The organism is Polaribacter sp. Z014, from assembly GCF_023555435.1.
Classification (GTDB): Bacteria; Bacteroidota; Bacteroidia; order Flavobacteriales; family Flavobacteriaceae; genus Polaribacter.
Genome location: NZ_JALCZP010000009.1, coordinates 75897 through 96218, shown reverse-complemented (window position 1 = coordinate 96218; position 20322 = coordinate 75897). Strand labels below are relative to the sequence as shown.

Here is a 20322-nt window from a genome sequence, read left to right as displayed (position 1 = left end):
GCATGAAAAAAATATATTTATTATTAGTAATTACACTTGTTTTAAACTCTTGTGGAGAGAAAAAAACAACCTCTGTTGCAGATTTAGTTGCCACAGGAAACTTACAAGAATTAACAGCAAAAAAGAAAGAAATTACCGCTAATTTAGAAAAAATAAATACCGAATTAGAAACTATAAACGAAGCCATTTCTAAAAAAGATACCTTAAAAAAACTTCCTTTAATTACTACTATTACAGTAAAAGAAGAAGTTTTTAATCACTATTTAGAAATTCAAGGAAATGTAAAAACAAAACAGAATATTTTAATTTACCCAGAAATGGCGGGAATTTTAAAAACAGTTTATGTTAAAGAAGGTCAAAAAGTTACTAAAGGTCAATTATTAGCAACTATAGATGATGGTGGATTAAGCAATCAGGTAGCTCAATTAGCAGCTACAACTCAATTAGCCAAAACTACATTTGAACGTCAAAAACGTTTATGGGATCAAAAAATAGGCTCAGAAATTCAATTTTTACAAGCAAAAACAAGCTATGAATCACAAAGAAACTCTTTAAAACAACTTAAAAGTCAGCAATCTAAATCTTCTATCAGAGCGCCTTTTTCTGGTGTTATTGATGATGTAATAAAAGAAAAAGGAACTGTAATTGCTCCTGGTCAAGGGTCTGAAGTTTTTAGAATTGTAAACCTTAACAACATGTATGTAGAGGCAGAAGTGCCAGAAAGATATATTACAAGCATTCAAAAAAACAAAGAGGTAAAAATAGAATTCCCTGTATTAGGTACAAGTGTAAATAGCTCAATAAGACAAGTTGGTAGTTTTATCAACCCAAATAATAGATCTTTTAAAATTGAAGTTCCTGTTGCTAATAAAAGTGGAAATGTAAAACCAAACTTAACGGCAAAACTTCAAATTAATGATTATACAGATGCTACCTCTATTTTAATTCCGCAAAGTATTATTTCTGAAAATGCAAATGGAGAACAATTTGTATATGTTATTAAAGGAAAAAATTCTGATAATGAAGCTATCGCAGAAAGAGTTGTTATTAAAACAGGAAAAACACAAGGAAATTTTATTGAAGTTTTAGAAAACTTACCTGTTGGATCGGAAATAATTAAAGAAGGTGCTCGTAGTGTAAACAACGGACAAACAGTAAAAGTTATCAATAAATAAAAAGAATAGCGATGACAAAACAAAGAAAACAAGTAGATAAAGAATTTAAATTATCTTCTTGGGCAATTCATAATAAAACTACCATTTACGTAATAATGGCTGTGTTATTTTTCTATGGTATTACTGCTTATTTAAGCATGGCTAGAGAGAATTTTCCGGAAGTAAAAGAAACCAAAATTTACATTAGTACCATCTACCCTGGTAATACAGCTGAAGACATAGAGAAACTAATTACAGACCCCCTAGAAGACGAAGTAAAAACAATTAGTAATGTTATAGAAGTTACCTCAACATCTCAAGAAGATTACTCAATGGTTGTTGTAGAGTTTGATGAAAACATCTCTGTAGAACTTGCTAAACAAAAGATTAAAGACGAAATAGCTACAGAAACAGCTAGTGAAGATTGGCCTACTTTTAACGGGGCTAAAATAGAACCCAATGTATTTGATTTAAGCTTATCTGAAGAAGTAGCAATTTTAAATATTAACATTTCTGGTGATTACCCTGTTCATAAACTAAAAGAATTTGGTGAATATTTACAAGACGAAATAGAAGATTTAGCAGAAATTAAGAAAGTAGATATTCGTGGAGCCCAAGAAAAAGAAGTTGAAGTTGCCGTAGATATTTATAAAATGATGGCTGCAAAAGTAAGTTTTAATGATATTACTTCTGCTATTAGCAACGGAAACGTAACCATGTCTGCAGGTAACTTTATTACAAGCGGACAAAGAAGAACGGTTAGAATTATTGGTGAAATTGATAAACCTGCTGCCTTAGAAGATTTTGTAATTAAATCTGAATTTAACAATCCTATTTACCTAAAAGATGTAGCAACCGTTGCCTTTAAAGACAAAGACAAAACAACTTTTGCTAGAGAAAACGGAAAAGAGGTTGTAATGCTAGATGTTAAAAAAAGAGCAGGAAAAAATATGGTTGCAGCTTCAGAACAAATACAAGTAATTGTTGCTGATGCCATTGCTAATTATTTTCCAAAAGACTTAAAAGTAACTATTACAAACGATCAATCTAACAAAACCATTGGTCAGGTAGACGATTTAGTAAACAACATTATTTTTGGAGTTTTCTTAGTTGTTACGGTTTTAATGTTCTTCTTAGGGTTTAAAAATGCCGTTTTTGTTGGTTTTGCAATACCAATGTCTATGTTTATGTCTTTAATGATTTTAAACTTATTAGGTTACACCATGAATACCATGATTCTTTTTGGATTAATTATGGGACTTGGAATGTTGGTAGATAACGGAATTGTTGTCGTAGAAAACGTGTATCGTTTAATGGACGAGGAAGGAATGGGCAGAATTGAAGCTGCAAAAAAAGGAATTAGCGAAATTGCATATCCTATTATTATTTCTACCGCTACAACGGTTGCCGCATTTATTCCTTTAGGTCTTTGGCCCGGAGTTATGGGTGACTTTATGGTGTTATTACCTATAACTTTATCTACCGTTTTAGGTTCTTCTTTATTAGTTGCCATTTTCTTTAACTCTGTATTGGTTTCTCAATTTATGAGTGTAGAAGATGTAGATATGCCTATTAAAAAGATAGCAATTCTTACCGGTGTAATGACCGTTTTAGGAATTATTGTTTTAATTACCGGAGGTGCTTACGCAGCTCTTGGATCTTTAATGATATTTACCGCAATTATGCTTTGGGTGTATCGTTTATTCTTAAGAGACTGGGCAAATAGTTTTCAAAATAAAGTATTACCGGTCTTAGAAAGATGGTATGAAAGTAGTTTAAGATTCTCTTTAACAGGTAAAACACCATACTTTTTAGTTATTGGAACTACCCTTTTATTATTAGCTTCTTTTATTGCCTTCGGATGGTCTTTAGGTACACAAAGAACTAAAGTAGAATTTTTCCCAGACAATAAACCAAATCAAATAATTGTTTATATAGAATACCCAGAAGGAACAGATATTCAAAAAACAAATGACATTACTAAACTAATCGAGAAGAAAGTAGAAACCGTTTTATATAGTGATGAATATATGGATGGTGACTATAACTTTATGGTAGAAAGTTTGATTTCTCAAGTTGGTGAAGGTGCAGGAAACCCACAAACAGATGGAGGTTCTGCTGCAGAAATGCCACATAAAGGAAAAGTAAAAGCCTCTATGAGAGAATACAAATATAGAAGAGGTTTAGATAGTGAATTAATGCGTCAGAAATTACAAACTGCTTTGGTTGGTATTTATCCGGGAGTTTTAATTTCTGTTGAAAAAGATGCTAACGGACCACCAGCAGGTTCTCCTATTAATATTGAAATTGAAGGTGATGATTATGCTGAATTAATTCATGTTGCTCAAAGAATGCGCGATTTTATCAATACAAAAAGTATTTCTGGTATAGATGAATTAAAGATTGATGTAAACAGAGACAAACCAGGAATGGAAGTTTTAGTTGACAGAAAAAAAGCGGGTGAATTAGGGGTTTCTACGGGTCAAGTAGGACAACAATTAAGAGCTTCCATTTTTGGAAACAAAGCAGGCGTTTACAAAGAAGATGGAGATGATTATGATATTTATGTTCGTTTTAATAAAGAAGATAGGTATAACACAAGCGCACTCTTTAATCAGAATATTATTTTTAGAGACATGGCTTCTGGTAAAGTAAAAGAAATTCCGGTTTCTACGGTGGCAACACAAAAAAACAATTCTGGTTTTAGCGCTATTAAACATAAGGATATTAAAAGAGTGGTAACCGTTTACTCTGCATTAACTCCGGGAGAAACAGATGCTGCTGCTGTTGTTGGTAAAATTCAAAATGAAATGAAAAATTTTAAGAATTTACCAAAAGGAATTAAAATTGATTATACAGGTCAGATTGAAGAACAAAACAAACAAATGCTATTTTTAGTAGGCGCATTTTTTACAGGTTTGGCTTTAATTTTCTTTATTCTAATTTTCCAATTTAACTCGGTTTCTAAACCGGCAATTATAATGATTGCTATTTTCTTAAGCTTTATTGGTGTCTTTGGAGGAATCGTTATTTCTGGTAGTTCTTTTGTAATTATGATGACCATGATGGGTATTATTTCATTGGCCGGAATTGTAGTAAATAATGGTGTGGTACTATTAGATTACGCGCAATTATTAATAGACCGAAAGAAAGGTGAATTAGAAATAGACCACGAAGATTATTTAGACAAAGAAACTTTATATGAAGCTATTGTAAAAGCTGGTGGCGCACGTTTAAGACCCGTTTTATTAACCGCAATTACAACCATTTTAGGTTTAATTCCTTTAGCAATTGGTTTAAACATTAACTTCTTTACTTTATTTTCAGAATACAATCCGCATATTTATTTTGGAGGAGATAACGTTGCTTTCTGGGGACCGTTAGCTTGGACCGTTATTTACGGTCTACTAATAGCAACCTTTTTAACATTAATTATAGTACCTGTTTTATTCTTCTTAATTACGTTATTTAAAATGTGGTTAAAAAGTAAAATAGCTCCTAAAAAAGTAATTTTGTAAAAAGAATTAAATATATTTTAATATTAAAGGGATGAAATTATTTAAATTTCATCCCTTTTTGTATTTTCGAACCAATGATAAAAAAGAAGTCTTTTACGGTTGATGAACTAAAACGAAAACTAGAGAATTATTGCGTTTATCAAGATAGATGCCACAAGGAAGTAGAGCAAAAAATGCGCGAATACAACTTGATTCCTGAGGCTAGAGAAATGATTCTTTTAAGTTTAATGAAAGATAATTTTTTAAATGAAGAACGTTTCGCTAAAAGTTATGCAAGAGGAAAATTTAGAATTAAATCTTGGGGAAAACAACGTATTGTAAGAGAATTGAAGTTTAGAGATATTTCTGCTTACAATATTAAAACAGCCCTTAAAGAAATTGATGAGAGTGAATATTTAAAAACTATTTATAGAATTACAGAAAATAGAAATGAAGTAATTACAGAACCGAATATTTACAAAAGAAAACAGAAATTAATTGGGTTTTTAATGCGTAAAGGCTTTGAAAACGAGTTGATTTATAAAGCTGTAAACGAGGTAGTTTCTTAGACACCTATGTTAATCGATTATTTTTCAAAAACACCATAACCATCACTAATTTGTCACTTCGTATTGAGAAATCCCATAATAGTGATACCACAAAACTGAGCCTCAACAATTGTCATCTCGAAGTATTGAGAAATCTCATAACAGTGATTACACAAAACCAACAAAACTTTATGTGATTTCTCCCAAAAGGGTCGAAATGACAAAACTGTGTGCGAAAAAACTGAACGCAAAAGAAATCCCAACAATTGTCATTTCGACAATAGGAGAAATCCCATATCAGTGATAACACAACACCAACCAAACCTTATGTGATTTGTCTCTACGTTAGAAGAGACAAATTGGGCGTTAAAAACCACTACAAATCTATAACTTAGAAGATGTTACAGACATAGATAAACTCTCATAATAATTTCTTGTAATAACAAAATACTTGCAAAAAAATCTAGCCCTCATTGAAACGGCATCCTTTTTTCTTTTTCTGAAAAAAGATATAGTCTTTCGACACTGCTCAAGATAAATTCCAAGCAGGAAATAGCTTCTAAAGCTATTTATTAAATCTTGTTAAAAAAATAGAATCACTTTTTTTCTTGGCAGAAATAACTGATTGTATATCATCATTCGGAATTTCTACAGACAAAACATAGTGTCTTATTTTCCATATATTTTGTTTTTTCTCTAAAACTCCAGACCCTCTACAGGTGCCCATCCAAGTAGTTAACAACTCATCGAACCAAACAAAATCTTTAGCATCATTCACATAAACATTTCTTTCTAACGACTTAAAAGACCACGCTTTGCCCTTATCAAAATAAGGTTTACTAAAGTTTGCAAATTGCATTTTACTCCAATTTTCCGTTGCATCTGTTCCAATAAAAACAGAAATGCTATCCATTTTCCCAAAATAACCTTCAAAATCTGCTTCAGAAGCAGCTTTGTGCCAATCATCTAAGAAGGTATTTACATTGGTTTTTATGGATAAAATAGTTTGCGCTGCTTTAATTTCTTTTTTTTCAACACAACTCATAAAAGACACAAAGACCACAAAAACGCTAAAGAAATTTTTCATCTTTTTTATTTTTCCACTTTTTCTACTTGTTTCTTAGAAACACGTAACTTAGGCTTTATCCTAGTCTTTTTTATTGAATCTTCTACGTGCTTTTTTAAGTTAATAGATTTCTTGGATATGCTATCCATTTGCGTAGAATCTATACCAATAAAAGCGAATTCCACATCTATTTCATCTTCAAAACTTTTTTTAGCAAGAATGCTATTAATTTTAGAATTAACAGATGAAAAAGCGGCTATTGTTTTGTCTATTTGTAAATTAACTTCTTCTGACGTAATAGCGGGTATAAAGGTTAAATCTGCCAAACGCAAGGCCTCATTATTTAACACATCTATTCTTGTTTGAAAAGGAGGATTGTTAAAAATTGCTGGTTTTACACTATCCTTTAAACTTATTATTAAATCCCTCAATTCTAAAGCATTACTTAAAGCCTCGTTAGGAGATACTTTTTGAAACTTCTTTATAAAAGAATTTACTGATTTTAATTCTTCCCAATTTTCTACCTCTTTTTTATAAATAGGTTTTACATTTTCTACAGAAATATGCTGTTTAGAAATACTTAATTTAGGTGTTTCTTGGGGTGTTTTAATAGTTTCTTGCTTATTATTACTACAAGAAAATAAAATGACTAATATAAATAAGTAAATAATTTGTTTCACGAGTTTTTATAATAAGTGGTAAAAATACACATTTTAAGAGCATCTGTTATCAATTTAAGAAAATTGTAACACAAGGCCTTATTTATACTAAAAAAATAACTTTGTAAGATATTCTTTTTTTTTCGTCTATTTAAATAAGTAAAAATTAAGACTTTTGTAACAAAGGTTACCAATTGTTTTAAGTAATAAAAATACATTTGTATAAAATATTAGAAGATGAAAAAAATCATTGAAAAAAGTTTAGAGAACGCATTATCATATATAGAGTATAGAGGTTTAGTAAGTAATTTATTAGCAGAAGGAAAAGCTACAGGACCTAATCAATCTGAAGATTTAACAAACTACAGCTTGTTAAACGATAAAAGAATGAAGCGTTTAGATAAAACCATAAAAATATCTGAAGAAACCATTGCAGAAATGCAAGAAATTAATGAACCACAAACTTGGTTGGTTATTGCAGAAGGTTGGTGTGGAGATGCTGCACAAAACCTACCTGTTATAAATAAAATTGCAGAAAAAAATGATCTTATTACGCTTAAATTAGCTTTAAGAGATGAGAATGAAGATTTAATGAACCTGTTTTTAACCAATGGCGGTAAATCTATACCAAAATTAATTGCTTTAGATAAAAATAATAACGTAATAAATACTTGGGGACCTAGGCCTAGTGAGGCTACTAAAATGGTTGCAGACTATAAAGCAGAACATGGTGTTATAGATGCACAGTTTAAACAAGACTTACAAGTTTGGTATAACAAAAATAAAGGACAAAGTTTACAAGAAGATTTTATCAAACTTTTTAAAAAGTCCTTAGCATAAGAGTTCTAATTAAAAATCAAAATAAATTTAAAACCGCAAATTAATAAATTGATTTGCGGTTTTTCTTTTCTGTATCTTTGCAGCGAAAATTATATAAAAATGTTTGTAGATTATTCCACAATTACCGAAAACGCAAAAGTTTGGGTATACCCTTCTAGCAGAAAATTCTATCCTAATGAAATTGAAGGAATTGAAAGCAAAGTAAAAGAATTTCTAGAAAACTGGAAATCTGACGACGAAAATTTTAAAGTTTCGTACAAATTTCTTTACAACCGTTTTATTGTACTATTTGCTAATAGTGAAAATTCTAATTTAACAAATGCAGATGTTGATGCTTCTGTTTCTTTTATTTTGGGTTTACAGCAGGAATATAAAGTAGAATTGTTAGACAAAATGAATGCTTGTTTTAAACAAGGAGAATTTGTGCAATACAAAGATTTAAAAGACTTTAAAAAACTACTTAAAAACAAAGCTGTAACTGCCAAAAGCATCATTTTTGATAATTTAATTACCACAAAAGTTGACTTTGATAACAATTGGGAAATCCCTATTGAAGAAAGCTGGTATAACAGATATTTATAATATTTTATTTTTCTAAAATCTCGGCAATGTTGGGCTTAAAATAATTAGGCCCTTTTAAAACTTTGCCATCTTCTCTGTAAATAGGTTTACCATCTGCACCTAATTTACTCATATTACTACGTTGAATTTCATTGAAGACTTCTTCTATTTTATCTTGCATTCCATGTTCTATAATTGTTCCACATAAAATATATAACATATCTCCTAGAGCATCTGCAACCTCTACCAAATCATTGTTTTCTGCTGCTTCTATATACTCTTCATTTTCTTCTTTCATTAAATCAAAACGAAGTGTATTTCTATCTTTACCAATATTTGCAATTGGTTCTTGATTCATGTTTAATTTAAAAGCGGTGTGAAATTTAGTTACTGCTGCTATTTTGTTTTTCATTATGTATAAGATTTTTATAATTCTTTTGGTTTAAATTTTGGTTTATGATATTCTGTTTTTAGAAGTTACTCTAAAAACAATGACATTCTTCTTTTAATTTGTAATTTTACAAAATAGAATTTTGTTAATTTTAGTTAGACAATATATAGAATCTTTCTGATAAAATAAAAGCTTCTTGTTTACTATTAACTCACAACTTATAAAGAATACAAATTATGTTTTTAGGTGCTTATTTTACTTCAGGAAGAATCGTTTTTATGATTTTTTTTATCATTGCTTTTACTGCCTTAATGATTTATAGTTACAGAAAAGATATTAAAAATCACAAACGTTATTATAAAGATACCGGAATAAAAGTACTTATGTATGGAGGAATCATTATTGCTGTTTTTATAGCAATCCGCATCCTATGGGGACAATAGATTGATTTACAAATATTTGTAATTTATTTTAACTCAAAAAAGCCTTGTTAATCATAAATATTTTATATTTTTGCTGAATTAAAACATATAAAAACGCAGTATTTAAAATATTTATCTGTATTTTTATCAATAGTTAGAATTACATAATCATTTAACCCCCCAACAAATGATACAAAAAAACAAATACAATATTATTGTATTTTTCGGAATATCCTATCAGTTAGCTACTGCAACTCCTGTAGCTATAACGGATAATTACGATATTAAAACATACACTACATTTACTACTAACAATATAGACCTGCTTATTAATCACATAGGCCTAAATAAATTTTTTCAGTCGGTTACTCGTTTTTATTCGAGTTACCCCCGTTTATTATAGACCACAAAAAACAAAAAATATGGCAGTGTTTAAAACAAACCTCTGCCTTTAAATAGTTCATATAAATATTAAAATCATTTAATCCCCCCTACAAATGGTAAACACTAAAAAAAACAAGACTTTTATAATAAATCTAGTATCCTATCTACTAATATTTTTATTATTCCTTTTATTATTCAATAAGTTTGCTGCAGCAAATCCTGAATCAGAAAAGAACAAACATTATACTAAAACCAATACTACTTTAAAGATTGAACCCTTAAATGCATCTGTTAACGATGTAGATTTTGATATAAATTGATTGCCCATAAAAAAAATGACCTGACAACATATAAACTTTTTTATTAAAATCATTTAACGCCCCCTAAGAATGATATCCCCTAAATACAATACCTATAAAATAGTTATATTCTTTCTACTTTTCTATCAATTTACAGCAGCACAAACAGCTCCTATAGCATTAGATGATAGTTATGCTACTAAAACAAATTTAGAACTAAGAATTAACACTCCTGGTTTATTAAGTAATGATACAGACAAAGATGATGATGAACTAGAAGTCATTCGATTTTCTGTGAGCGGTAGTACATATAATGTAGGAAACAGTATTAGTTTACCTGAAGGAACAATTACCATAAATGCTAATGGTAGTTTTGTTTTTATACCTACCATCAATTATAACGACTTTACTATTGTAGTTAACTATACAATTTCTGATGGAACTTTTACAGCATCTGCTAACCTAACTATAAAAATCATTAACTTATATCCGCCAAAGGCACAAAATGACAATTATACAACAGAAACAAATGCAGCATTAAATATTGATGCTCCGGGCATCTTAAATAACGATACTGATAAAGATGAAAACTTTCTAACAATTACAGAATTTAAAATAGATTCCGTTAGTTATAAAGTTGGTGAAAAAGCTAAATTTAATGAAGGATCTATTACCATAAATGCTAATGGTAGTTTTTCTTTTATTCCTACAAAAGATTATAACAAGAGTATTCCTACAATTAATTATACGGTTTCAGACGGAACTTTTACAAGTACAGCTAACCTAACTATAAAAATCATTAACTTATATCCGCCAACCGTACAAAACGACAATTATACAACAGAAACAAATGCAGCATTAAATATTGATGCTCCAGGGATCTTAAATAACGACACAGATAAAGATAAAAACTTTCTAACAATTACAGAATTTAAAATAGATTCCGTTAGTTATAAAGTTGGTGAAAAAGCTAAATTTAATGAAGGGTCTATTACCTTAAATGCAAATGGTAGTTTTTCTTTTACTCCTGCAACAGATTATAACAATAGTATTCCTACAATTAATTATACGGTTTCAGACGGAACTTTTACAAGTACAGCTAACCTAACTATAAAAATTATCAACTTATATCCGCCAGATGCAAAAGATGATTATGATACTGCAAACATAAACACTACTTTAAGTGTTCATAACCCTGGGGTATTAATAAATGATAGTGACCAAGACAATAACGCCTTGTCTATTATTAATTTTATTGTAAACGGCAAAACGTATAACACAGATCAAACAGCTACATTTACAGAAGGAAGTATCTCTTTTAAACCAGATGGTAGCTATTCTTTTATCCCTGCTAAAAACTACACGGGTAATGTTCCTGTAATTAAATACATCATTTCTGATGGAACTTTTACAGATGCTGCTAATTTATATTTAACAGTAGAACATATCACTAACTTATTAAAAATAAAATCTTTATCTAGTTGCAACCAAGGCTACACAGTAGACGGAGTCTATAAAATTAAATATAACATAACGCTTAAAAACACAAGTACAGCTAGAGATTACCATGCAGAAAACCTTATAACCAACATCAATTTAACAAATGATTTAAATGCTATTTATGGAAATACATGTGTTGAAAAAATAGAAGGAGTTACTGTAAGCACCACTTCCGTTCAAGATTTTGTAAACAACCCATATCCTTTAGATTTTGATAATGACGCTATAAATAATGACTTTTTTACTGCTTCATCAAATGAAATTTTTAATAAAAATGCCATAGATAATTTTACTTTATACCCAAGACAATCTATAAATATTCAGTTTTGTGTAACAGTAAACCCTTTTTGTAATGGCAGACCAAACCCTACTCCATCTGGTTCTGGAATCGATTTTAATCATGTTGTAGATGTTACCTCTACCATAGGAAACGATACTGCGAATGTTTTATTAACAGATTTTCATACTACAGAAGCTATTCTAGCAGGAGGTTTATATGTGCCAGAGCCTAAACCTAAAGTAAACCCAGACGGAACTTTTGATTACACCAATAGAGTAATCTTAACAAATGAAGGAACTGCTACCGCAAACAATATTAATTACAATATGGGCTTAGGTGATTTTTTAAACAAGTCTATTGTTTTTAAAGAACTTAAAGTTACTCAAATTTCTGGGCCTAATGTTACCGTTAATAATTCCTATAACGGAGACACAAACACTAAATTATTAATGCCAAATAACACTCTTGCTCCAGGGGAAACTGTTATTTTAGAAATCTTTTATTTAACAGAACCTTTTTCTTCTTCTAGAGTAAATAATTTTTATCAATTAAATCGTTCTCAAACTCAAGGCGGTATAGATGGGTTTGATGAAACAACAACTTCTAGTAATAAAAGTTACTCTTTTGTTAATTGGTCAGATAATTTAGGAAATCATTTAGATAGATATTACCCTTCTAATTCACCTACAGCGCCTGTTTCATCATCATTACAATGCAGTTGTTCTGCTTCTAGTATGGTTTTTCTTTTTAATTCTTTTTCTGGAAATACTAAAACAATTTCAGAAGTAAATAAACTTCCTAATGGAATTTTAGAACACCAAGAAATTACGTTTCAACTTACCGTTAAAAATACTAGTGAAATTGTACAATTAGAAAACTTAAACCTACAAGACGACTTAAATAAAATTTGTACTGATAATATAGTTTCTGTTAGCCTTCCTTTTATAGAAAACTCTACAGCAACCACTAACCCAACATTAAACCCGGCATATAACGGAGTTTCAGATATTAATTTTTTTGATGGTACTTCTGGTATATTAATGCAAGGAGAAACAATTACAGTTCAATTTACAGTTGTATTTTATGAAGACTGTATTAACCCCAACACTTCTAGTTTTACAGCAACAGACCCATTAAATGTAATTATAAGTTCTTCTGCTTTTGTACTTGTAAATGCCTCAACGGATACAGATAATGACGGAATTACAAACTTCGTTGATATTGATGATGATAATGATACCATACTAGATATTGATGAATATAACGGATTAAATCCTTTAGATGATCATGACAAAGATTTAACACCTAATTACAGAGATACAGATTACGGAGTTGATGCCAATAATGATGGTATTGTCGATATTTTTGATTTTGATAATGATGGTGTTCCTAATCACTTTGATTTAGATAGTGATAATGATGGAATTTTAGATATTGTAGAAGCAGGAAATAGGGCAGCAGACAAAGACCAATCTGGTACAACCAATAATTTTGTAGGTAATAACGGACTAGATAACACTTTAGAAAACACCGACACTGCAAGTACATCTATTAAATACACTATTCTAAATACAGATGCAAATGGTTCTCCTAACTTTATAGATATTGATGCAGATGCAGATGGTATTGTAGATAATATTGAAGGACAAACTACCGCTACTTATAAAGCCCCTAACGGCATTGTTAATACTTTTGGTATAGACACAGCATACCCAAATGGAATTACTCCAACAGACACAGATCGTGATGGTGATCCTGATTATATTGATTTAAATTCTGATAACGACATTCGTGATGATGCTATTGAAGCTTGGGATGATGATAATGATGGAGTAGCAGAAACTAACCCACTAAATTTAGATAGTGATAATGATGGCTTAGACGACGCTTATGACAATAACAAAATCCTAGTAAACCCAACAAATAATCAAGATCCTACCGATTTTCCAAACAACGATGACCCCGATACAACCGAAAGAGATTGGAGAGAAATTATAGCAATCGACGTACTTATTGATAACGTTTCTGCTATAGAAGGAAAAGTTTTAGAATTCACAATCTTGCTAGTTAAAAAGACTGATCACTCTAAATTGATTCAAAGCGCATCACCAATTACAATTAGTTTTACAACAGAAGACGGTACTGAAACCGCAAACAAATACAATATAGCAATCGCCCCTTATGATTATGAGCAAGTAACATCAAAAATGTTAAAGATACCTGCTTTTACAGATACAAAAACATTTACAATAACCTCTTTAGATGACAATATTGATGAATTAGAGGAATTATTTACTTTAAACGGAAAAATAATCTCTAACAATACCATTAACACAGAAATAAGTGGTGTTGGTACTATTTTAGATGATGATGATGCTCCATCTATAAGTATGAATGATTCCGAAAATAAGGAAGGTGAAGATTTAGAACACACAATTAAACTAAGTCATCCATCTTCTAGACCTATTTACATAGATATCCATACAACCGACGGAACCGCAATTAGTCCAGAAGATTACCCAAGTTCTTATAAATCTGTATCTATTAACGAAACGACAGATCCTGAGAATGCGAATACAGAAACTACGTTTAACATTTCTACATATGTAGACTACATAAACGAACCAGATGAGTTTATAAATGTTTTAGGAGTTGTAGCTTCTTCACCTATAGGAACCCAAGATTTAACAAAAACCGGAACCATTTTAGATATTAATCAAGAACCCAAAATTATAATAGATGATGTAACAGTTATTGAGGGAGCTACTTTGGTATTTACAATTTCTCTTATAAATCCAGATTCTGATGAACCAATGCAAAACTCTTTACCAATCAATTTTAATTTGCAATCGGTTAATGAAACAGCAAGTGATTTAGAAGATTTTAAAATGTTATTTACCAACGCTACAATCCCTGCATTTTCTACATCTATAACCCAAAAGATACAAACCATAGATGACTCTTTAAATGAAGATACAGAAACCATGCGACTACAAGTAAGTATAACATCTACAGATGTCTCTAATATTTCATCAATCATATTTGGAACTGGAACTATAAAAGATAATGATTATCCAAACCTATTTTCGCCAAATGGCGATGGAAAAAGTGACACTTTTGAAATTGCGGGTATTGAAGAGTATCCTAACTTTAAAATAATCATTATGGATCGTTGGGGAGGTCAAGTATTTAATTATAATAACAACGGAAAGTCAAATCCTCTTTGGTGGGATGGTTGCAATCATGGAAAACCTGTTACAGAGGGTATTTATTATTATTCTTTAAACTACAACGACGGAATTACCAAACCTAAAAAAAGCTTTATTCAATTAATAAGATGATAAAAAACAACCCCCTAAACAATCTAAAAATTGAATATAGGCAGCTTTATATAAATGCCTTCATCTTTCTTTTTTTTACGACCATTAATTACGCACAACTAACACCACATTATACACAATATTTGTATAACATGCAGGTAATAAACCCGGCTTTTGTGGGTTCTAAAGCAGATTTAAGCATCTCTTTTTTATCGCGTAAGCAATGGGTTGGTGTAGAAGGAGCTCCAGAAACTAGAACCTTTTCTATAAATGCAAGGACAGCTGCTGGTTTAGGTTTTGGAGTAACCGTAATAAACGACAAATTGGGTTTAGCAAACAGCAATAATATAAATTTAGATGCTTCATATACGCTTGCCATATCTCGTTACGAAAGATTATCTTTTGGTTTAAAAGGTGGTATTACTTTTTTTAATAACAACTATGCAGGAGGAATAACTCCAGACAATGAAATATATGCATCTAATAACGGTACATATGCAAATATAGGTTTTGGAGGATTGTATTATACTGAAGAGTTTTTTGTAGGATTATCCATTCCAAATATTTTAGATTCCAATCAATTTAAAACCCTTAAAAACCTCGAAAACAATTTTGGAATAAAACATAATAATTTTTTTTTATCAACAGGTTTTATATATGATTTGTCTGAAAACTTTAAACTTAAGCCTTCAACAATTGTAAAATACACACCTAGCTTGCCGATGTCAGTTGATTTAAATGCTAATTTAATTTACAAAGATAAGATTGAAACAGGATTATCTTATCGCTATAAAGAATCCATCAGTGCATTATTTGCTATAATTATAAATAAAAAATATAGGGTGGGGTATTCTTATGATAATAGGTTAGCAAGTTATGGAAACAACTTAAGCTCTCATGAAATTATAATTCGTTTCGATTTAAATTTAAATAGAAATACACGTTGGTTATTTCATAACCGTTGTTATTTTTAATAAGACAGTATTCTACAAAATGATTGATTAAATTCATTTGATTTAACTTATCTACATAAAAAAAATATTTTTTTATTTTTCTTTTTTTTTTAAAATCGGCTCTTTAAAGAGTCGGTTTTATTTCGCTTAAATAGTATGATAAATAAAAGCCAAATAAGCTGCTAATAAAAGAATACCATCTTTCCAATTTAAACGATATCCTTTTGGTATAAATACCAAAGGAAGTACTATAAAAGAGATCCCTAACATCCAAAAAATATCACTGGTTAGCAATCCTTGGTCTTTTACTGCAACAGGAGTAATTATAGAAGTAATTCCTAAAACAGCTAAAATATTAAACACATTAGATCCAATAAGGTTTCCTAAAGAAATTGCTTTTTCTTTCTTTAAAACAGCTATAATAGACGCCGCTAGCTCAGGTACACTTGTTCCTATAGAAACTACCGTAACACCTATTACACGTTCACTTACACCAAACTCTAAAGCGAGAGAAGTAGCTCCTTTTATTAATAATTCAGATCCACCCCAAAGCCCTATACCTCCTATAACTAAAAACAAAACCACCTTATACAACGGCAAAGGTTCATCATCTTCTGGTAATTCATCTATTACAGCTGTTTTTTGAAAACGCAAAAGGTATACTAAAAAGATAATTAAAAATGAAAACAAAATAATTCCTTCATTTCGAGTAATTACATGATCACCACTTAAGAAAAAATACAAAAGAAGCGATGCAATCATCATAACAGGCCAATCTGTTTTATAAAAACTCTTTTGCACTTCCATGGTTCCTAATAACAAGGTAATTCCTAAAACCAAACCTAAATTGGCAATATTAGAGCCAATAACATTACCTAAGGCTAAATCTGAAGAACCACTTAAAGCTGCATTAATACTTACAATTAGTTCTGGTGCAGAAGTAGCAAAGGAAACCACCGTCATACCAATAACTATTTTTGGAATTTCTAATTTTAAAGATAAAGCAACAGCCGATTTTAACAACCAATGTCCCCCCAAAATCAACAATACTAAACCTCCAATTATTAATAAAAAATTCATGAATTATAATTTTTAGCGAAGATACATTTTTATCACTCTTAGAAGAAAATAAAAAATGAAAAGCCAAAATTTCTAAATTTTAAAAAGGCACTTTCCTTTACGTTTTAAAAATTCAAATAAACACGCCTTTACAACCTAACACTTAATTACCTAAAATAGCCTTAAAACTTACAATTACAAATATAATTAAAGCAAATATGGTTACATATTAAAACTAATTTACATTAAATGATTACTAATAACAAATCAATTTAATTAATAAATACTACTCTATTTGGTAACGAGGCTGCAAACATTATATATTGATAAAACAATTTCGAAATTGACACAAATTAGTAACTTTTAAAACCCAAACTATGATGATAATTATTTTAATTAAATGTATAACAACGCTCTGTGATATTATATTTCAACTTTTATTATAACAAAAAAATAACAAAACTATATATGCAGAGAAAAAAAAGTAACTTACCTTTAAACAACTCAATCTTTAAACATTGAGTTGTTTATTTTAGTAAATTTGATAGCTAATTTACGACCAATGAAAAAACAAGTTTTTAAAATACTTGCAAAGATTAATAAGTTAATCTTACCTTCCTTTACTAAAAAAGGATTGGATATCTCTAAAGCATCTAAAATTCAACTAGCTATTATTGGATGGAGAGCTTTTACAACTAAAAATTCATTAACCTAAAAAACAATATTATGTCTGAAGATTATACCAAAGTATTTACAGATAATTCTATCATAGTACACAGATTGCATACCTTATTAATTAATGCAGATATTAAATCTAGAACATCCGATCGAGTAGAATCTGGAAGATTAGCTGGTTTTGGTGTTCCCACAAATTCGGTTGAATTATTTGTCTTAAAAACAGATCTAGAAAAGGCCCAACCAATTATAGATGCTTATAAAATGAAAATAAATTCATAAAAAACAACAATTATCTTTCCGTATTCAAAAAAGCACACTATATTTGCACCCGCTTAACGGCCATGTGGCGCAACTGAATAGCGCACTTGATTACGGCTCAAGAGGTTGCTGGTTTGAATCCAGCCATGGTCACCAATAAAACCAGTACTTTACAACATTTTGTAAAGTACTGGTTTTTTCATTTGCAGATTATTTGCCTACAAAACAAGAATTTAAACACCACAATGATTTAACAATGTAGTTTTACCAGCTCCTAAAAATCCACTTAAAACAGTTACTGGTAATTTTTTTATTCCCTTTATCATTATTATTTTATATTTTGAATGGGTTATTTATCTAAATTATCGTAATTAATTATGAGCTTTAAGGCTGTCTGCAATCGCTTTTTCTAAAACAGCGGGTTCACTACCAGCACCAATGGTTAGTAATTTAGTCCCTGTAATTGGTACGCCTTTAAAAGGTCTTACAAATACTTTTCCGTCTGGTGTTCGCTCAAAATAAGTGTATTGCGCCTCTTTAGCTATTTGCACGCAACCTTTAACCCTAAGTATACTTTTAGGCAATTGTTTACAAATAAAATCGATACAATCTTTAGATGGTAAAACAGGTAAATCTATAGAACAGGAAGACCAATGTGCTTTTTGATGCGCTAATTTATCGACCACATTTTTAGAAGGTAAAAGAATGGGTAACAACTCAACGTCTAATGCATCCAAAGTGATAATTTTAGCAAAAGGGTTGTGCTTTTTTAAATCTTTAATTACCAATGCTGTTCTATTTTCTGAAGCTCCATTAAGATGAGTCAGCACAATTAAAGAGGAAACTTGTATTTGATTCGCTTCTAAATCATTATGTTCTCCTCGTTTTTGCCAATTTTGTACATCTACCACAGAGATTTGTATCGGTGGTAAAAACCGATTGTTTACACCTACTCCTAAAAACTCCATAAGCGAACAAGCATCTGATGTTCCGTTGGCTTCAATTAAGGTAATTCCGTTTTTTCTAACAGGAATTCCGTTTACATAATTTCTGAGTTCATGTATGCCAGTGCAACAAATACAACTTCCGGTAAGCGCTTTTAGATATTTATTATCTACTTTTTCTAGAAACTGCTGTACATCCATATTGGCATTTTCATAATCATTTAAAATGACAAAAGGATTCCATTCTTTTTCAGTAAAACGATCTATTAAATAATTTAATAAGGTAGTTTTCCCTGATCCTAAAAAACCGACAATGGTAATAATTGCTTCCATATTGTAAAAAATGCTTGTGCTAATTTATGCTTTTAGTAGATTTAATGTATTCATTTTATCAATAAAACCTACAACATTCATTCGAAAAATACCCTAAATTATATTTTCTCTTGAGCGATAATCTTTAAGAATTCATTACGAGTTTCAGCTTCTTCAAAACAACCTCCATACTCTAAAGTGGTTGTAAAACTGCTTTGATCTTTAATCCCTCTAGAAGAAACACAAAGGTGCTTTGCGGTAACAGAAACAATTACATCTTTGGTTTCTAAAATAGTTTGTAAGTCGTTTAAAATTTGAAGCACAAGCCTTTCTTGCACTTGCGGACGACGGGCATAATAATCTACCAATCGATTTATTTTAGACAAACCTATTACTTTATCTTTAGGAATATAAACCACATTTGCATACCCTATTATCTGTAAAAAGTGATGTTCGCAAGCAGAATCTATGGTAATATTTTGTTCTACCAGCATTTTTTTATACCCATATTTGTTTTCAAAAGTGGATAATCTAGGTTTATTTATTGGGTTTAGCCCATAAAACAACTCCTTTACATACATTTTTGCAACGCGATACGGAGTGCCAGACAAACTATCATCAGTTAAATCTAACCCCATTTCTTCCATGATCTTTTTAAAATGATACTGGATGTTTTCTATTTTCTCATCGTCACTTTTATCAAAAGCATCTGCACGTAAAGGCGTTTTTATACTCGTTGAAAAATGATTATCTCCTACGATTTCTATTTGTTTTTTATTTTTCATGTACACAACATTTATCGGTTTTACATTGGCAATATTTTCTATTATATGTGTGTAAAATAATCAAGGCAATTGCCGGTATATAAATTGCGCTTTCTGGTATAGAAAGCAATGTTATTTTTTCATTAATAATCACTACAAAAAGCAGCAACCAACTAAACCACAAAGAAGGTTTCATCCAATTATTTGCGGTGGTTTCTGTGGAACGATAAATAGCTAAAAATGAAATGACTAAGAAAAAATAGTCTATAAATTTCCACCAACTAGGTGCAGTTGTTGTGCTACAACAAGCAAGAACACTACTTTGTGCAATAAATATAAAAGGTGTTGCAACACAATGCATCAAACAAAGTGAACTAGCTATAGCACCTATATGATCTGCTTTTTGATTTGTAAATGTCATATTTAATAATAA

Annotated in this window: 17 protein-coding genes, 1 tRNA gene and 1 pseudogene; 11 read left to right on the top strand and 8 right to left on the bottom strand. The window is 30.2% G+C overall.

Going from position 1 to position 20322, the window contains the following annotated elements; translation table 11 throughout:
* Window positions 1-2 precede the first annotated feature (2 nt).
* The 3 genes from MPF19_RS11955 (at window position 3) to MPF19_RS11945 (ending at window position 5220) form a co-directional block, all read left to right on the top strand.
* A complete protein-coding gene (locus tag MPF19_RS11955) occupies window positions 3-1175 on the top strand; it encodes an efflux RND transporter periplasmic adaptor subunit (RefSeq protein WP_203391903.1) in 1173 nt (390 codons plus the stop codon).
* 11 nt (window positions 1176-1186) lie between these two features.
* Window positions 1187-4672 (top strand): efflux RND transporter permease subunit, encoded by a 3486-nt coding sequence (locus MPF19_RS11950; RefSeq protein ID WP_249988430.1) that lies wholly within the window; start codon window positions 1187-1189, stop codon window positions 4670-4672.
* Between the two features lie 74 nt (window positions 4673-4746).
* On the top strand, window positions 4747-5220 hold the full coding sequence (locus MPF19_RS11945; RefSeq protein WP_249988429.1) for a regulatory protein RecX: 474 nt from the start codon (window positions 4747-4749) through the stop codon (window positions 5218-5220).
* 544 nt (window positions 5221-5764) lie between these two features.
* Here the strand turns inward: MPF19_RS11945 and MPF19_RS11940 are convergent.
* Window positions 5765-6286, bottom strand: a complete 522-nt coding sequence (locus MPF19_RS11940) for a nuclear transport factor 2 family protein (protein WP_249988428.1) — start codon at window positions 6284-6286, stop codon at window positions 5765-5767.
* Window positions 6287-6291: 5 nt separating this feature from the next.
* On the bottom strand, window positions 6292-6945 hold the full coding sequence (locus MPF19_RS11935) for a hypothetical protein (protein WP_249988427.1): 654 nt from the start codon (window positions 6943-6945) through the stop codon (window positions 6292-6294).
* A gap of 216 nt (window positions 6946-7161) precedes the next feature.
* On the opposite strand from MPF19_RS11935, the gene MPF19_RS11930 reads away from it, so the two are divergent.
* Complete coding sequence (locus tag MPF19_RS11930; RefSeq protein ID WP_249988426.1) at window positions 7162-7764, top strand: thioredoxin family protein; 603 nt, start codon at window positions 7162-7164, stop codon at window positions 7762-7764.
* Between the two features lie 99 nt (window positions 7765-7863).
* On the top strand, window positions 7864-8346 hold the full coding sequence (locus tag MPF19_RS11925) for an ABC transporter ATPase (RefSeq protein ID WP_249988425.1): 483 nt from the start codon (window positions 7864-7866) through the stop codon (window positions 8344-8346).
* A gap of 4 nt (window positions 8347-8350) precedes the next feature.
* On the opposite strand, the gene MPF19_RS11920 is transcribed toward MPF19_RS11925, so the two are convergent.
* The gene (locus MPF19_RS11920) at window positions 8351-8737 is read right to left on the bottom strand and encodes a pyrophosphohydrolase domain-containing protein (protein WP_203391897.1); all 387 of its coding nucleotides are present in this window, start codon (window positions 8735-8737) and stop codon (window positions 8351-8353) included.
* 215 nt (window positions 8738-8952) lie between these two features.
* On the opposite strand from MPF19_RS11920, the gene MPF19_RS11915 reads away from it, so the two are divergent.
* From MPF19_RS11915 to MPF19_RS11905, 3 genes are all read left to right on the top strand, one after another.
* Entirely contained in the window at window positions 8953-9159 is a 207-nt protein-coding gene (locus tag MPF19_RS11915; protein WP_203391896.1) for a hypothetical protein, read from the top strand.
* Window positions 9160-9911: 752 nt separating this feature from the next.
* Window positions 9912-14942 (top strand): cadherin-like domain-containing protein, encoded by a 5031-nt coding sequence (locus tag MPF19_RS11910; RefSeq protein WP_249988424.1) that lies wholly within the window; start codon window positions 9912-9914, stop codon window positions 14940-14942.
* Complete coding sequence (locus tag MPF19_RS11905) at window positions 14939-15895, top strand: PorP/SprF family type IX secretion system membrane protein (protein ID WP_203391893.1); 957 nt, start codon at window positions 14939-14941, stop codon at window positions 15893-15895. Before MPF19_RS11910 ends, MPF19_RS11905 begins: the two co-directional genes overlap by 4 nt.
* A 126-nt stretch (window positions 15896-16021) precedes the next feature.
* On the opposite strand, the gene MPF19_RS11900 is transcribed toward MPF19_RS11905, so the two are convergent.
* The gene (locus tag MPF19_RS11900) at window positions 16022-16954 is read right to left on the bottom strand and encodes a calcium/sodium antiporter (protein ID WP_249988423.1); all 933 of its coding nucleotides are present in this window, start codon (window positions 16952-16954) and stop codon (window positions 16022-16024) included.
* Between the two features lie 541 nt (window positions 16955-17495).
* On the opposite strand from MPF19_RS11900, the gene MPF19_RS11895 reads away from it, so the two are divergent.
* The 3 genes from MPF19_RS11895 to MPF19_RS11885 all read left to right on the top strand — a co-directional run bounded on the left by MPF19_RS11895 (window position 17496) and on the right by MPF19_RS11885 (window position 18025).
* A complete protein-coding gene (locus MPF19_RS11895) occupies window positions 17496-17648 on the top strand; it encodes an SsrA-binding protein (RefSeq protein ID WP_203391891.1) in 153 nt (50 codons plus the stop codon).
* 11 nt (window positions 17649-17659) lie between these two features.
* Window positions 17660-17890 carry a putative signal transducing protein gene (locus MPF19_RS11890; RefSeq protein WP_203391890.1) on the top strand — a complete coding sequence of 77 codons (231 nt, stop codon included), beginning with the start codon at window positions 17660-17662 and terminating at the stop codon, window positions 17888-17890.
* Window positions 17891-17948: 58 nt separating this feature from the next.
* A tRNA-Arg gene (locus MPF19_RS11885) sits at window positions 17949-18025 on the top strand.
* Window positions 18026-18114: 89 nt separating this feature from the next.
* Here the strand turns inward: MPF19_RS11885 and MPF19_RS11880 are convergent.
* The 4 genes and pseudogenes from MPF19_RS11880 to MPF19_RS11865 all read right to left on the bottom strand — a co-directional run.
* Window positions 18115-18183, bottom strand: a pseudogene (locus MPF19_RS11880) (GTP-binding protein); the annotation flags it as partial.
* 57 nt (window positions 18184-18240) lie between these two features.
* Entirely contained in the window at window positions 18241-19146 is a 906-nt protein-coding gene (locus MPF19_RS11875; protein ID WP_249988422.1) for a GTP-binding protein, read from the bottom strand.
* Window positions 19147-19244: 98 nt separating this feature from the next.
* Window positions 19245-19910: a GTP cyclohydrolase I FolE gene (gene folE, locus MPF19_RS11870; protein WP_249988421.1), complete on the bottom strand. Its 666-nt coding sequence runs from the start codon at window positions 19908-19910 to the stop codon at window positions 19245-19247.
* On the bottom strand, window positions 19900-20310 hold the full coding sequence (locus tag MPF19_RS11865) for a MerC domain-containing protein (RefSeq protein WP_249988420.1): 411 nt from the start codon (window positions 20308-20310) through the stop codon (window positions 19900-19902). The genes folE and MPF19_RS11865 overlap by 11 nt, the downstream gene beginning before the upstream one ends.
* Between the last annotated feature and the right edge of the window lie 12 nt (window positions 20311-20322).